12 protein-coding genes are annotated in these 15,693 nt (G+C 66.9%); 10 read left to right on the forward strand and 2 right to left on the reverse strand.

Features of this window, described 5'->3' with window-relative positions:
- Window positions 1–143 precede the first annotated feature (143 nt).
- The 4 genes from OXK16_10170 to OXK16_10185 all read left to right on the forward strand — a co-directional run bounded on the left by OXK16_10170 (window position 144) and on the right by OXK16_10185 (window position 5,375).
- A complete protein-coding gene (locus tag OXK16_10170) occupies window positions 144–1,607 on the forward strand; it encodes a M81 family metallopeptidase (GenBank protein MDE0376313.1) in 1,464 nt (487 codons plus the stop codon).
- Window positions 1,608–1,615: 8 nt separating this feature from the next.
- Window positions 1,616–2,869 (forward strand): M20 family metallopeptidase, encoded by a 1,254-nt coding sequence (locus tag OXK16_10175; GenBank protein ID MDE0376314.1) that lies wholly within the window; start codon window positions 1,616–1,618, stop codon window positions 2,867–2,869.
- Between the two features lie 127 nt (window positions 2,870–2,996).
- Complete coding sequence (locus OXK16_10180) at window positions 2,997–4,079, forward strand: 3-isopropylmalate dehydrogenase (protein ID MDE0376315.1); 1,083 nt, start codon at window positions 2,997–2,999, stop codon at window positions 4,077–4,079.
- A gap of 45 nt (window positions 4,080–4,124) precedes the next feature.
- Entirely contained in the window at window positions 4,125–5,375 is a 1,251-nt protein-coding gene (locus OXK16_10185; GenBank protein ID MDE0376316.1) for an MFS transporter, read from the forward strand.
- Window positions 5,376–5,441: 66 nt separating this feature from the next.
- Here OXK16_10185 and OXK16_10190 read toward each other — a convergent pair whose 3' ends face one another.
- Window positions 5,442–6,521: a restriction endonuclease gene (locus tag OXK16_10190; GenBank protein ID MDE0376317.1), complete on the reverse strand. Its 1,080-nt coding sequence runs from the start codon at window positions 6,519–6,521 to the stop codon at window positions 5,442–5,444.
- 119 nt (window positions 6,522–6,640) lie between these two features.
- On the opposite strand from OXK16_10190, the gene OXK16_10195 reads away from it, so the two are divergent.
- From OXK16_10195 to OXK16_10220, 6 genes are all read left to right on the forward strand, one after another.
- On the forward strand, window positions 6,641–7,561 hold the full coding sequence (locus OXK16_10195; GenBank protein MDE0376318.1) for an amidohydrolase family protein: 921 nt from the start codon (window positions 6,641–6,643) through the stop codon (window positions 7,559–7,561).
- Between the two features lie 91 nt (window positions 7,562–7,652).
- The gene (locus OXK16_10200; protein ID MDE0376319.1) at window positions 7,653–8,987 is read left to right on the forward strand and encodes a UbiD family decarboxylase; all 1,335 of its coding nucleotides are present in this window, start codon (window positions 7,653–7,655) and stop codon (window positions 8,985–8,987) included.
- A 58-nt stretch (window positions 8,988–9,045) separates the two neighbouring features.
- Complete coding sequence (locus tag OXK16_10205) at window positions 9,046–10,032, forward strand: BMP family protein (protein MDE0376320.1); 987 nt, start codon at window positions 9,046–9,048, stop codon at window positions 10,030–10,032.
- A gap of 180 nt (window positions 10,033–10,212) precedes the next feature.
- Window positions 10,213–11,310, forward strand: coding sequence for an ABC transporter permease (locus tag OXK16_10210; GenBank protein MDE0376321.1), 1,098 nt, complete (start codon window positions 10,213–10,215; stop codon window positions 11,308–11,310).
- Entirely contained in the window at window positions 11,307–12,239 is a 933-nt protein-coding gene (locus tag OXK16_10215; GenBank protein MDE0376322.1) for an ABC transporter permease, read from the forward strand. Before OXK16_10210 ends, OXK16_10215 begins: the two co-directional genes overlap by 4 nt.
- 166 nt (window positions 12,240–12,405) lie before the next feature.
- A complete protein-coding gene (locus tag OXK16_10220) occupies window positions 12,406–13,959 on the forward strand; it encodes an ABC transporter ATP-binding protein (protein ID MDE0376323.1) in 1,554 nt (517 codons plus the stop codon).
- A 48-nt stretch (window positions 13,960–14,007) separates the two neighbouring features.
- Here the strand turns inward: OXK16_10220 and OXK16_10225 are convergent, their stop codons facing one another.
- The gene (locus tag OXK16_10225) at window positions 14,008–15,630 is read right to left on the reverse strand and encodes an FAD-binding oxidoreductase (GenBank protein ID MDE0376324.1); all 1,623 of its coding nucleotides are present in this window, start codon (window positions 15,628–15,630) and stop codon (window positions 14,008–14,010) included.
- Window positions 15,631–15,693: the final 63 nt, after the last annotated feature.

Raw genomic sequence — 15,693 nt, forward strand, 5'->3', positions numbered from 1 at the left:
GTGCTCTGGCTGCCACCGGTGCCCCGTCGCTGCGTTCCGCTTCCTCAACGTACCGCTGCGGGTACGCCTTCGTCAGCGGGCCTTGCGAGGAACACCGCTGCCGACGCCATACCACACCGCCATTCCACAGACAGACCACTGACGTGGCCGGTCCTCGCATCGGGGTGGCATCCCTGGTCCAGGAGACCAACACCTTCAGCCCCAAGTCGACGGTCCGGGAGGACTACACCGTCCTGTCGGGCGAGGAGGCGCTCCGGACCCTGGCCGGAACGAACACCGAGTTCGCCGGAGCGGTAGCAGGGCTCGAAGAGATGGGCGCCGAGGTGGTCCCGCTGCTGGCCGGGTGGGCTCTTCCCTCCGGTCGGGTTACGGACGAGACGTTCGAGTACCTGGCCGGGATGCTGGACCGGGAACTGGAGCGAGCCCTGCCCCTCGACGCGCTGGTGCTGTCGTTGCACGGTGCGATGGTGGCCGGATCGGTCTTCGACGCCGACGCGGCCTTGATCGAGGTGGCGCGCCGCCGGATCGGGTCCGTTCCGCTCGGGGTCTGCCTGGACCTCCACGCCAACGTGACGGAGCGGATGGTCGAGCTGGCCGACATCATGGTCGGGTACCACACCGAGCCGCATGTCGACATGGCCTCGACGGGTGAGCGGATCGCCCGCCTGGTGGTCAAGACCGTCCGGGGCGAGGTAGTGCCGGTCATGGCCCTGGCCAAGCGACCCATGCTGGTCCCGGCGGAGGGCATGCGGACCGACATGGGGCCCATGTCGGAGGTTCGGAGCCTGGCCGACTCCCGAACCGGGGGCCCGGTCCTGGACGTGTCGCTGTTCCCGGTCCAGCCCTGGCTCGACGTTCCCGAGCTCGGTCTGGGCGTTCTGGTGGTCACCGATGGCGACCTGACGGGCGCCGGCTTGCTGGCCGAGCAACTCGCCGGCGAGGTGTGGCGCAGGCGCGACCGGATGACCACGCCCCGCCTGATGGTTCCGGAGGAGGCCTTCCGGGCGGCCCGGGAGTCGGACTGCCGGCCCTTCGTAATGGCCCATACCGCCGACTGCCCGACCGCCGGCGCGCCCGGAGACGATCCCGTGATGGTCACCGAGGGGGCCCGCCACGCCCCCGATCTGGTGGTGTTCCATTCGGTTCTCGATCCTGAGGTCTCCCGCCGGTGCCACAACGAGGTCGGAGGGCGGGTCCGGATTGCGGTGGGGGGCGCCTTCGAGAAATCTGTGGTCCCGGTCGAGATTGAGGGCACCGTTACGGCGGCCGGCTCTGGCGCCTACCGGCTTACCGGCCGTTCCTTCACCGGCCGGGAGGTATCGATGGGGGAGTGGGCGGTGATCGTCACCGGCAACCATCACCTGCTCGTCAGCTCGGCCCCCTCGATCACCGCCGATCCCGCCACCTGGAGGCATGCCGGGCTCGAGCCTGATCGGGCGGACGTGCTGATCGTGCGGTCCTGCAGCGACTACCGGGCCAACTTCCCCGGATCGGCAGCGGAGGCCGTCACCCTCGACCTTCCCGGTCCGAGCACTCCCAGGCTGGAGCACTTGGAGTTCCGGCACGCACCGAAGCCGCTGTACCCGCACGACCGGGCGGCGATGTGACGGACTCGATGCCGGATGCCGGCGGCGCCCGGGCACGCCACGAACAGGAGGCCCTCGCCTTCCTCAGGGCCACCGCCGACGAACAACTTGCGTTCGCCCGCCGCCTCATCGCCACCCCCAGCCCCACTCCACCCGGGGACGAACGAGCGGTCGCCCGGCTGGTCGAGGAGAGGCTGGTGGAGCTCGGGGTGCCGGACATCACCGTGCTGAGCGCCGAGCCTACCCGCCCCAACCTGATGGTCCGGGTTCCCGGCCACGGACCGGGCAAGACCCTGATCCTGTCCGGCCATCTCGACACCAAGCCGCCCGGTGACCTGTCCCGCTGGCGGGTGTATCCGTACGATGCGGCTGTCTTCGGCGGTGTCCTCCACGGCCTGGGATCGGGAGACATGAAGGCTTCCATCGCCGCCATGGTCTACGCCGGGGCGGCTCTGGCCCGCGTGGGCGGCTGGGCCGGAGAGCTGCATCTGGTCCTGACCGCGGACGAGGAGGGGGGTTCGACCCTGGGTTCGAAGTGGCTGGCCGAGCAGGGTCATCTGGAGGCCGACGCCGCCATCATCGGCGAGCCGTGCGGCGTGACCGCGGAGTGGGAGAGCATCGGCATCGTCTCCCGGGGGTCCGCCCTCTTCGACATCGAGGTGGTGGGAACCCAGATGCACTCCAGCGTGTCCGATCGTTTCGACCCGGTCAACGCCACCGCGGAGATGGCCTGGCTGATCACCAAGATGCATGAGGAACTGCTCGACCACCTCACCTACCGGCCCCACCCCCTCGATGGCACGCGGCCGACCGTGAGCATCGGGGTGATGGTCGAAGGAGGGGTCTTCTACGGGGTCTACCCGGGCAACGCCCGGTTCTCGTCGGACATCCGCCTGGTGCCGGGCATGAACGAGAAGAGCATCACAGCCGACCTGGAGGACTTCCTGGATCGCGCGATGGCCGAGAATCCTCGCCTCGACGCCAAGCTGAAGATGGTGGGCGCCAGCGAGGCCACTGAGATTCCATCCGACCACCCGGCCGTGACCGCCCTCCAGCACGCCTCCCACCGCGTGCTCGGCAAGCGCGTGGAGCCGGCTGTCTTTCCGGGCGCCACCGACGCGCTCAGCTTCCAGGGCATCGCCGGCATCCCCACCGTGGCCGCCTTCGGACCCGGTCTGGTGCCACGGGCGCACGCCCCCAACGAACGCCTCGCCATGTACGGGGTCAACCAGGCCGCGCTCATCTACGCCCTCGCCGCCCTGCGCTTTCTAGCTCGTTCCTAGTTGTTGGTTGCTAGTTGCTAGTCGATATTGGATTCCACTTACCACTGACCGCTGACCACCGCCCACTGACGGTTTGAGCCGGACTGTCTTGCGGTGTACGGTGCGCGGGTATGGCGAGTGAGGGGTATTGGGTGTGTATCGGGTAGCGGTGATCCCGGCGGATGGTGTGGGTCCGGAGGTGTCGGAGGAGGCGGAGCGGTCTCTTAGGGCGGCGGCGCGGTCCCATGACTTCGGCGTGGAGACGGAGTGGTTCGACTGGGGTTGCGACCGGTATCTGGCCGACGGCAAGATGATGCCCGACGATTACCTGGACACCTTGTCGGGGTTCGACGCCATCTTCCTGGGGTCGGTGGGCGACGTGTCCAAGGTCCCGGATCACCTGTCTCTGGAGTTGATCCTGGGGATACGGCGGGGGTTCGACCAGTACGTCAACCTGCGCCCGATCCGCCTGTACCCGGGGGTCGGCACCCCGATCCGCACCGCCACGCCCGAGACCCTGGACATGGTGGTGGTACGGGAGAACACCGAGGGCGAGTACGCCGCCCAGGGAGGGGTGTTCAAGGCCGGCACCCCGGACGCGGTGGCATTGCAGACGGCGGTCTTCACCTACAAGGGATGCGAGCGGGTCATGCGCTACTCGTTCGAGTTGGCTCGCCGGCGGGCCAAGCTGGGATCCGAGGCGCCGGTGGGACGGGTCACCAACTGCACCAAGTCCAATGCCCTCAACTACTCGATGGTGTTCTGGGACACGGTGTTCGACGAGGTGGCGGCCGGCTATCCGGACGTAGAGACGGACATGGCGCTGGTGGACGCCCTGTCGATGTGGATGGTGAAGAACCCGGAGTGGTTCGACGTGGTGGTGGCCTCCAACCTGTTCGGCGACATCATCACCGACCTCGGGGCCATGCTCCAGGGGGGCATGGGTTTCGCGGCCGGCGGGAACATCGACCCCGAGCACAGGTTCCCGTCGATGTTCGAGCCGATCCACGGTTCGGCGCCAAAGTACACCGGTCAGCGGCGGGTGAACCCCATCGCGTCGATCGAGGCTGTTCGCATGATGCTGGACCACCTGGGCGAGCATGGCGCAGCCGATGCCGTGGGCGCCGCAGTCACAGAGGTGCTGGCGGAGGGGGAGGTAGGGACCCGGGACATGGGCGGCACCAACAGCACCGACGAAGTCGGAGCGGCCATCGCGGAGCGAATCCGCTGACATCCGCATCCGACCAGCGGCCCGGGCCGGCGCCCTGAAGCACGCATGACGAAGTCAGCACCGCTCCGGGCTACCCGCTCCGAACTCGCCGCCGTGCGCCGCCGTCTGGCCTACGTGCTGTTCTCGGGGGCGGTCCTGGCCTGGCTGGCCTTCGTGGCCACCCTTGCCGTAGCGACCGTGGCGGCGCGTTCCCTGAGCGGGTCCACCATGATGGCGGGGCTGCCGCTGGCTGCCGGCGCCCTCGGCCAGGCGCTGGGAACCAACGTGTTGGGACGGCTGAGCACCCGTTACGGGCGCCGGTTCATCATGGTGGCAGGCCCGCCGGTCTCCGCCTGCGGCGCGGCGCTGGAGCTTATCGGCGTCACAGCCGGCTGGTACTGGGTGCTGGTCGGTGGGGCGATCCTGATGGGAGCGGGCGTGGGCGCCATCCACCTGGCCCGCTACGTTGCCGCCGAGTTGGCCGAAGATTCCGAGCGAGGCAAGGCGATGGGCCTCCTGGTGTGGTCGGCGACCATAGGGTCCGTGATCGGCGCCAGCCTGGTGGACCGGGTCGGTCGCTTGACGCAGGAGTGGTTGGGCACGCCTTACGGTGGGGCTTTCCTGCTGGCGACCGTGGCCTTCTCCCTGTCCTGGGTGATCTTCTGGGTCGGGCTGCGCCCCGACCCTTCCAAGGTGGCGGTGACCTCCGCGGTCCGCCCCGAGCCAGGCGGAACGGTGGGCGCCTCCCTGCGCCTTCCGGCTGTCCAGCTCACCATCCTGGCCCTTCTGTCCGCGCAGGGCGCCATGGTCCTGGTAATGACTGCCACCCCCCTCCGCATAGAGGACGCCGGCTACGGCCTCGACGCGGTTGGCTTGGTGCTGTCGGTCCACGCGGTGGGGATGTTCGCCTTCGCCCCCCTCGTGGGCAAGCTGGTCGACCGCCTGGGACGCCTCCCCATGCTGGGGATGGGCATGTGCCTGACCGTGGTCTCTCTCCTCCTGACGGGCACGGCACCTTACGACGGACTCTTCGTGCTGGCCTTGGGCTTGTTCGTGCTCGGACTGGGTTGGAACTGCTCCTTCCTCGCCAGCAGCTCCATGCTCTTCACATCCGCCCCGCCCGGGGTCCGCCAGGTCGTAGAGGGATGGGCCGACTCGGCCGCGTGGACGATGGTCATGTTGGGAAGCGTCGCCTCGGGCGTGCTGATGGGCTCGGTCGGATACAGCTGGCTGAGCGCGACCGCGGCCCTGCCGATGCTGCTCATCCTCGCTCTCGCCCTGGCTGTACCCCGCCTCCGTGGCGCGATCAAGACCTGAATCGTTATCCCGCCGCTACGCCCGCCGAGAATCTTCCGCTCTCTGTAGGCCAGGCCGCCGACGTATTCAGTCCTCTGTTTCCTCTATTCGAGTCCAGACTTGCTTGAGTGGCAGTTCTGCCTGTAGTTCCTCGTCGAACTTGTGGTAGTTGCGGAACACAGCGTCCATCAGGTCTTCGGCGCTCCATACCCGCACTCGGAAGAACTGCTCGCGCTGCTCACGTCGCGTGGTCCTGGTGACCCCTCCCCAGGCGACCAGTAGACCTTGATCGGCACCCTGGGCACTCACCACACCTTTGAGTTCCCGGAGGACCGGCGCGCTGACCGGAGTCTCGCCGGACTTGACCTGCACGACTATGCGAGGGCTATCGAGGCCAAGCGGGCCGCGTCCGGCAAACACGTCTATGCCACCGTCAGGGCCAGGCGGCGAAGGCTCGGTGGTGAACCCTTCGGCCTCCAGGATCTTGGCCACCAACTGGCTGAGTTCATGTCCGGCGAACTTCTGCCCAATGAACTCCCGGATTCGGTCTCTGGCGAATCCTTCGAGATCCACACCTTCGGGAGAGTCAGGCGCTTCGGCTGTAACGGGTCCGTCGCCACCGTCGGCCTCCAGATCGTCCTGCGACCGGCTCCCAGGATCTCGATCCCCGGACATCAGTTTGCGCAGCCGCCTGGCTCCGTCATTTCGGGTTATGGCACAGAATGTGAGCAGCGAGCCAAGTGAATAAAGTAGGTCTTGTCCGACTTCGGAACGTGGCAGGTCGGTCCGCTTCCAGTCCACGGATACCACATGGCGGTTGTACGGGTCCTCTGCGTCTCGGTACCAGTACGCCCGGGTTACCGTGCCCAGTGCGATCTGACCGGTTGTCTTGAGTGGCAACACCACCAGATCGCCTACCCGGACCTCGGTCTTGAACCTCCAGAGCTGGTTGGTTTGTACTGAGATCGACCTCTCCTTGGCATCCGGACTCGCGTCGCGGATCAGCCTTTCCAACTCGTCTCGGCTTGCCACCAGCTTCAGGTCGGGGATAGCGCGCCAATCAAGGCCGGCAAGGCCCTTTTCGAGGTTGAAGTCTTCGTTTCCGCCGCGTCTCCCGGCCCTTATGAGCCAGGCCGTCGGCGTGTCGTCTCCGTCCGTGTCAGCCATCCGCTTGCCCATCCGTTCGCTGGTTCCGTCGGAATCGTAGCGAGACCCGGAGGCCGGCCCTCGACCGCTAGTCTGACCGGGTTGCCGCGTGTGCTTAGCGAGTCGGAGGAAACCTCAAAGTGATAATCGATACCCACCTCCATCCCACCAACGTAGTCGACCAGGCGTGGCGCCATACGGGGGAGCCGTTCAACGGGGAGCGCATGCTCGAGATGATGGACGGTCCCTACTGGATCAACGGCAAGCCTCGCCGGATCGACATGGGTTTCATCCAGCCTCCCCCGGGCAACACGGTCTGGAATGAGGGCAGCCGCGGGGGCCGGGAGGGTATCCGTGACTACATGGCCTACATCGCGGAACTCACCCAGAAGTACCCCGACCGCTTCATCGGCAACTTCAACTACAACCCCAGATTCGGGCCCGAGAACGGCGCGGCCGAACTCGAGTTCCACGTGAAGGAATACGGCTTCAAGATGATGAAGCTGCACGCCAACATGCATGCCTACCGTCCCGACCGGGCCCTCGACTGGCTCCGCCCTCCGCTCCAGAAGTGCGACGAGCTCGGCGTGGTGGTCCTGCTCCACACCGGTGACGGTCCCTACTCCATTCCCACCCAGTTCTATCCGATCATCCGCGAGTTCCCCAACGTGAACTTCATCATCGGCCACTTCGGTGTCCAGACAGGCGGCGTGTACTGCTTCGAGGCCTTCTGGATGATCATGGACTCGCCGAACGTCTACGGCGAGTCGGGATGGCTGCTCCAATCTCGGATCGTCGAGTTCGCCAAGGAGATGCCGCGCGATCGCCTGGTGTTCGGCACGGACTCACCTCCCAACGACCCGGGTATGTGGCTGACCCACCTAGAAGTGCTGTGCCACGAGCCTCCGCAGGGCTTGGGTATCGACGAGGACCGGCTCGAGGACTACATGGGCAACAACATCGCCCGGCTGGTGGGAATCCAGCCCACCGCACCGCCCCAGTCTGTCGAGGCAGCCAAGGCGCAGCTGGCAGCCGGCAGCCACGGGCGTGCCATCGACTAGCCCGCCGGGAAGTGGTGGACAGAGATGTGAGGAGTCCTACGTGACCGCCCCGGACTTCACTGCGAGCCAGGACCTCCATGACTTCGTCTCGGTGTACGAGCGCTCGTTCCCGGAGGATGTCCTCAGTTTCACCGAGCCGGTGCCCGACTCCCAGGACGTGACCAGCGTCGTGTGGGAGCTGGCCGCAGCGGGCCACGACCAGATGCTCCGGTTCAGGCGCATCGACGGTATCCCGTACGAGGTGGTCACCAACCTGTTCGGGTGCCGCCGCCGGATAGCTCGAATGCTGGGGGCGGATCTGCGGAGCCTGCACGACGCCTACCAGGCCAGCGCCAAGCACCTCATGGAGCCCGTCGATGTGGGAGACGGCCCGGTGCTGGAACGCGTGACCGAGGGCGACGCCATCGACCTCCGTACCTTCCCCCTCCTCACCCACTTCGCCACCGACCGGGCGCCCTACATCACCAGCGGGATCATCGTGGCCGAGGACGCCGACGGGATCGGCAACCTCAGCTACCACCGGGCCATGGTCCACTCGCCCACCGAGTTCGCCACCAGCCTCCACTCCCGAGGGGACCTCTGGCGGATGCTGAAGGCCGCTGCCGAGCGTGGCGAATCGCTCCGGGTGGCGATGGTGCTCGGAGGGCATCCCCTGTTCATGCTGGCCGCTTCCGCCCGGGTGCCGATGACCGTGGACGAGCGCCAGGTGGCGGGTGGTCTGTTCGGGGCGCCTCTCGAGGTGGTGCGATCACCCCGCTACGGGATCCGGGTTCCCGCCACCGCCGACTTCCTGTTCGAGGGGGTGATCGACCCGGAGGCCCGCGTCGAGGAGGGTCCGTTCGGGGAGTTCACCGGGTACTCGTCCGACCGGTCCACCAACAGCCTCTTCCGCGTGGAGGCCATGTGCTCCCGGCGCGATCCCCTTCTTCTCGACGTGGTTGGAGGCAACTCGAACGAGCACCTCAACCTGGCCCGCATCCCCAGAGAGTCCGAGATGGCGGAGAAGCTCAAGGGAAGGTTCCCGGGTGTAGCCGCTGTCCACTACCCCAACTCGGGCAGCCACTTCCACTGCTACGTGAGGCTCCGGCAGCGCCGCGTGGGCGAGGCCCGCCAGGTGATGCTCGGTCTTTTGGGCTGGGACCCTTACCTGAAGACGGTGATCGCGGTGGATGACGACATCGACGTCACCGACGACTCCGAGGTTCTATGGGCGCTGGCCACCCACTTCCAACCCGCGGGCGACCTCTTCGTGGTCGATGGCCTGCCGGGTAGCCCGCTCGATCCGTCGTCGTCCGTCGAGGGCACCACGTCGCGCCTCGCGCTGGATGCAACCCGCGGCCCTGACTTCAGCGGGGTCAGGATCGGGTTCTCCGAGGAATCGCTGGAACGAGCGGGCCGTCTCATATCCGAGCGCCTATCCTCCTAGAAGTTCTGTGCAAGCTACACAGGAGGTAGTGAACGATATGTCCATCTTGAGGAGTTTCATGGGCCGGCGCGGCTGGCTGGTCGGGTTGCTGGCGTTCGCCCTGGCCATGGCCGCCTGCGCTGAAGAGGAGGACGCCGGCCGTTCAGCCGACGATCCGATCCGGATCGCGATGGTCGGACCCAGCGCGTCGAACGACCTGGCCTTCACCCAGAGCATGGTCGACTCCCTCAACCGTCTCGGCGAGGACTACAACATCGAGGTCGACATCACCGACGGCACGTTCGTCATCGAGGATGCCGCCGTCGCCATCCGCGGGTACGCGGAGGACGGCTTCGACATCGTGCTGGCCCATGGCTCCCAGTTCGGGGGTTCGCTGTCGGAGATCGCCCCGGACTACCCGGACACCTACTTCGCCTGGGGGACCAGCCGGGACACATTCGGGCTGTCCAACGTGTATTCCTACAGCGTCAAGTCGGATCAGGGCGGATACATCAACGGCGTCATGGCCGCCCACCTCACCGAGTCGAACATCATCGGCGTGGTGGGTCCGATCGAGGTCGGAGACATCAAGGCCTACATCGACGGGTTCGTGGTCGGTGTTGCCTCGGTCGACCCGGGGATCACCGTCAACGTCAACTACATCGACTCGTTCAGCGATGTGGCCCTGGCTGCCGAGGCGGCACAGGCCCATCTCGAGGCGGGGGCCGATGTCCTGACCGGCGTTTCCCAGATGACCGTGGGGGCAACCGGAGTAGCCAGGGAACACGGTGTCCTCTGGTTCGGCTCGCAGTCCGATCAGACTCCCCTCGGTGAGGAGATCGTGGTCGCCTCCCAGATCTACAACTGGGACTTCCAGCTCGGCCAGATAGTGGAGGATCTGCTGGCAGGGGAGCTGAACGGGAGGGTCATTACCGCCGACTTCAACAACGGTGGTCTGACCATGGCCTACAACCCCGGTTTCTCGCTCGACTCAGCTGTCCGGGCCGCCGCGGATGCTGCGGAAGCGGGCATCAAGGACGGATCCATCTCGACCGGTATCGAGTAGACGGAGATTGGAGACACGACACCACCGGAACCGTACGGTGGCAGTCGTTGTCCGGCGGAACCCTCGGCGCGTTCCGTGGGTTCCGCCGGACGGGTTTGATCCGATACGGAGGCGCCTCTGAAACCTGACCGCAGGCTCCTGCTGGCTCGCCTCGCCGGGCCGGGCGTCCTCGTAGGGGCGGTGCTTGCAGCCGCTCTGATCGGCGCCGTCACGCTGGTCATCCTCGGAGCGAATCCGCTGACCGGTTATGCGGCGCTGATCGAAGGCGCGTTCGGCGGTACGAAGAACCTGGCCAACAGCGCGCTCAAGGCGATGCCGTTGCTGCTGGTGGGCGCGGGTATAAGCGTGGCCTTCCGGACCGGCGTCATCAACATCGGTGGTGAAGGCCAGATCATCGCCGGGGCCATCCTCGCCACTCTGGTGGTCCTGGCCGTTCCCGACCTACCGCGCTTTCTCCTGCTGCCCCTGGCCTTCCTGTTCGGGGCGATAGGTGGCGCCATCTGGGGCGGGATGGCGGGCACCCTCAAGTCGTACGCGGGGGTGAACGAGATCCTGAGCACCATCATGCTCAACATCATCGCCGTCCAGATCCTGAACCTCCTGCTCAGGGGTCCTCTGATGGATCCGGGCGAGATCGAGAAGGGTTCCCGGATTCCCCACACGGAGCGGCTCAGCGCCAACGCCGACCTTCCGATCCTCCCCGGAGGAACCCGGTTGCATCTCGGCGTGGTCGTGGCCGTGTTGATGGCGGTGGTCTGCTACGTGGTGCTGTTCCGCACCACCCAGGGTCTCCGCCTCCGCGCCGCGGGACACAATCCCTTCGCGTCGCTCTACGCTGGGATGTCGGTGAAGCGCAATGTGGTGCTGGCCTTCATGTACAGCGGCGCCATGTGCGGGCTGGCCGGGGTGACGCTGGTGTTCGGCAGCGAGGGGCACCGGCTGGCGACCGACGGCGGCGCAACCACGTTCACGGGAGCGGCCGGGTTCAACGGGATAGTGGCGGCGCTGTTCGGCGGTCTGCATCCCCTGTGGACGATCCCGGCCTCGTTCCTGTTCGGGGCGCTCCTGGTCGGCGCCAACGCCCTGCAACGAGCCGTGCAGGTCCCTGCTGCGTTGATCCTTGCCCTCAACGGTCTGGTCGTGGTGTTCGTGGTCAGCAGCCTCCAGGCCCGGATCCGGCTCTCTCAAGCGGTCTCCGGGATGGCCGGGAAGGAAGAGACCACCGACGACCCGGCTGGTGACGATCAGCAGACCCCCGATGGGGCGGATCCTCCGTGACCGATTTTCTGACCGTCTCGGTCCTGCTCGCGACCCTTGCCTCGGGGATCCGGCTCGCCACGCCGTTCTTGCTGGCGGCTCTGGGCGAGACCCTCAGCCAGCGCAGCGGAGTGCTCAACCTGGGGGTGGAGGGAGTCATGTTGCTCGGCGCCTACGGCGCCTACTACGCAACCCTCCGCACCGACAGCGTCGTGCTCGGGATACTGGTCAGCCTGGTGGTCGGCGGGGTGATGGGAGTCGTGTACGGGGTGGTGACGCTCGCCCTCAAGGCCGAGCAGGGTATAAGCGGCATCGGCATCTTCATCTTCGGTCTGGGCCTCAGCGACCTCCTGTTCCAGAAGCAGGTCGGAACGCCCACTCCGATTGACGGTCTGGGGGATGTCGCCCTGCCCCTACTAGGGGACTTGCCTCTGGTGGGTGAGGTTCTCTTCCACCAGAACATCCTCGTCTACGTGGCCTTCCTGCTGGTGCCCGTCCTGTGGTTCGTCGTGAACCGGACCCCGTTCGGACTGAACGTCAGGGCGGTCGGGGAGACCCCCGAAGCGGCCGACAGCCTCGGTGTCAGCGTGAACCGGACCCGCTACATCACCATCTTCGTGGGCAACGCCATGGCGGGTCTGGCCGGCGGAGCGCTGGCCCTCGAGCTCGGGATCTTCCAGCAGAACCTCACCAACGGGCACGGGTTCATCGCCATAGCACTGGTCTACTTCGGCGCCTGGCGGCCCACCGGAGTGATGGCCGGCGCCATGGTGTTCGGCCTGGTGTCCGCCACCGTCCTGCAATGGAAGACCCTCGGCATCGTGGTGGGTACCACCGCCAGCATCGTGGGCATGTTCCCGGCCGTTCTCACCATCCTGGTCTTGGTGCTCGTCTCCCGCCGCACCGGCCAGCCGTCCGCGCTCACCCGACCATTCGAACGGGGGCACTAGTGGTCTGTCTGCGAGACAACCGGGTGCTCTGGCGGCCATCGGCGTCGCGTCGCTGCGTTCCGCTTCCTCAACGTACCCTGCGGGTACGCCTTCGTCAGCGGGCCTTGCGAGGAACACCGCTGCCGACGCCATACCACACCGCCACTTCACAGACAGACCACTAGCCGTGCGACCGACCACGGACGGAGCGCCGCTCCTCGAGTTGGAGGGGATCACCAAGCGGTTCCCCGGCGTGGTGGCCAACGACCGGGTTGACTTCGACGTGCGACCCGGTGAAGTCCATACGCTGCTCGGCGAGAACGGGGCGGGCAAGAGCACCCTGATGAAGATCCTCTACGGGCTGTATCACGCCGACGAGGGCGAGATAAGGCTCCGAGGGGAGCCGGTGACGATCGACTCGCCGTCCGATGCCATCGAGCAAGGCATCGGGATGATCCACCAGCACTTCATGCTGGTACCCACCCTCACGGTGGCGGAGAACGTCGCCTTGGGGCTCCCGTCCGGGCGGCGCCTGCTGCAGGATCTCAGTCCGGTCCAGCAACGCATCAGGGAGCTGTCCGAGATCTACGGGTTGGCGGTCGATCCCGACGCCTACATCTGGCAGCTGGCGGTGGGCGAGCGCCAGCGGGTGGAGATCATGAAGGCCATCTACCGGGATGTCTCGCTGCTGATCCTCGACGAGCCCACCTCGGTGCTCACCCCCGCCGAGGTCGAGGACCTGTTCGTGACGTTGCGACAGATGACCGACGGCGGTCGCGGCCTGGTGTTCATCTCCCACAAGCTGCACGAGGTCATGAGCCTGTCCGACCGGATCACCGTGCTGCGCGGGGGCCGGGTGACAGGCCGGACGGTTCCCTCGGAGACCAGCCGGGAACAGCTGGCCCACATGATGGTGGGCCGCGAGGTGAGGCTGGCGCCTAACCGGAGCGAGTCCGATGTCGCGGATGCGCGTCTCGCGATCAGCGCCCTGGAGGTCCTAGGAGACCGCGGTACTCCGGCGGTGACCGGCTTCGACCTGGAAGTTCGCAGCGGCGAGGTGGTCGGAATCGCGGGGGTCTCCGGCAACGGGCAGCGCGAGTTGGCCGAAGCGCTAGCCGGTCTGCGTCCGGTCGCCTCCGGGACCGTCGTCATGAACGGAGTCGATACCACCACCAAGACACCCAAGGAGATCCGCCGGCTCGGAGTCTCCTACATCCCCGAAGAGAGGATGCGGGACGGCGCCATCGGCGAGTTCAGCGTGGCCGAGAACCTCATCCTCACCAGCCACGATCTGCCGCCGACCAGCCGGCGAGGGTTCCTCAACTTCAAGGAGATCGAGACCGGATGCTCCGACCTGGTCCGGCGGTTCACGGTCAAGACACCTTCGCTGGAGACGCCTACCTCCAACCTGTCGGGAGGCAACATCCAGAAGCTGATCATCGCCCGGGAGCTCTCCGGAGAACCCGAGGTACTCATCGCCTCCCAACCCACCCGGGGGGTCGACATCGGGGCGGCCGAGTACATCCACACCGTTCTGATGGATCAGCGGGCCGGGGGGATCGCCATCCTCCTGATCTCGGAGGATCTCGACGAGGTGATCGGCCTCTCCGACCGGATCGCCGTGATGTTCGAGGGCCGGATCATGGGCATCCTGGACCAGGAGGAAGCGACCGTGCAAAGACTGGGCCTGCTGATGGCCGGGGTATCCGATGGAGAGGCGGAAGCGCCGGCGGGTCAGTAACCGACCAGCTCGGGACCTTTGTAGCCGGCGCTGGGGCGAGGGCCCGATTCAAGTCGTCTTCGAGCCGTAGCCGTCCTGAGCTACCAGCACTCCGGGGTTGAGTATTCCCTTCGGGTCCAGGTGTCTCTTGGCGCGGGCCAGCACGTCGCCGAAGAGCGGGGGTCTCTGCCGCTCGTACCACGGCTGGTGGTCGCGACCGATGGCGTGGTGGTGGGTGATGGTGCCGCCGTTGTCTATGACCGCGTCGGAGACGGCGCGCTTGATCTCCCACCACTGGTCCAGCATCGATCCCGGGTCTGCCGAGCAATGGAACGCGAAGTAGGGGGCGGGCCCGTCCGGATAGGCGTGGCTGAACCGGCACGACACGGCGCCCTCGCCGCCGGTCGCCTCGCGGATGGCATCGTGGGTGGCCTTCCGGACGTTGTGGTAGAAGGCCTCGAAACGGTCCCAGGTGATGGCCGACTCGAAGGTGTCGGAGATGATGCCCAGCGGCGTGAGGACCTCCCGGTTGTAGGGCATCCTGATGAAGGCCTCGCGCCATGCGCCCGCTGCTCCCATCAGGTGGGCGTCCGGGTTGGTCCGCCAATAGGCATCCGGCTCGCCGCCTTCGCCCAGGGCGCACTCCTCTGCGATGTCCATCCACGTGTCCACGGGGCGGTCGGCCGACTCGAAGGAGACCACCATCAGCGTGAACGAACCGTCCCCGGCCCCGTTCACCGCCAACTCCACCCCGTCCACGATCCGCACGTTGGCCGGGAACAGGCCGGCCTGGGCGATGGCCCGCACCGCTCCGGCGGCCTGGACGAAGTCCGGGAAGCGGAAGGCGGCCGTGGCCTTGAACCTGACCCGCCCCTGGACCCTCACCCAGGCTTCGGTGATGATCCCGAGCGACCCCTCGGATCCGATGAGTAGCCGGTCGGGGCTCGGACCGGCTCCCGACCCCGGTAGCCGCCGCGACTCCATCCTCCCTGCAGGAGTGACCATGGTCACGTTCTCCACCAGGTCGTCGATGTGGGTGTACAGGGTTGCGAAGTGGCCTCCCGAGCGGGTGGCGATCCAACCCCCCAAGGTGGAGTGCTGGAAGGACTGGGGGAAGTGACGGAGGGTCACCCCGTGTGGTTTGAGGGCCGCCTCGAGCTCGGGCCCGCGCGCCCCGCCCTGGATGAGAGCCGAACGTGACAGCGTGTCCACCTCGAGAACCCGGTTCATACGGCTCATGTCCAGGGTGACGACTCCCGCGTAGCGGTCGGCCACGTCCGGAGTCACCCCTCCCACGACCGACGAGCCGCCTCCGAACGGAATCAGAGCCGCCCCCTCCTCACCCGCCCATTCCAGCAGGGCCGCCACGTCGTCCTCGTCCTGGGCGTATGCGACCACGTCGGGAGCATGGGCGAAGTCCCGAGCGAAGATCCTGATCGAGTCGGGCTGGGATTGCCCGAAGCTATGCAGCACCCGCTGGTACGGGTCCTGCGCGCAAAGGGGAACGAGGGCCGGCGGCGGCGCCAGGCGGGGCAGGGGGAGCGATATGTCGCCGAGCCCGGGTGCAGCCCCTGTTCCGGTTGCGTTTATCCCGTGCCCGACGGCAAGGGTGGCGAGCAGTGCGTCCCGATCGGACGCCGAGAGCCCGTCCCCCTCGTATCCCCATCCCCAGTACTTAAGCCGTTTCGCCATCCGACCCGCCTACCCCCTGTCACTGGGCGCCGATGAGGACCGTGTCACCCTACCGCCCTCGCC

The sequence above is a fragment of the bacterium genome, assembly GCA_028821235.1.
Classification (GTDB): domain Bacteria; phylum Actinomycetota; class Acidimicrobiia; order Spongiisociales; family Spongiisociaceae; genus Spongiisocius.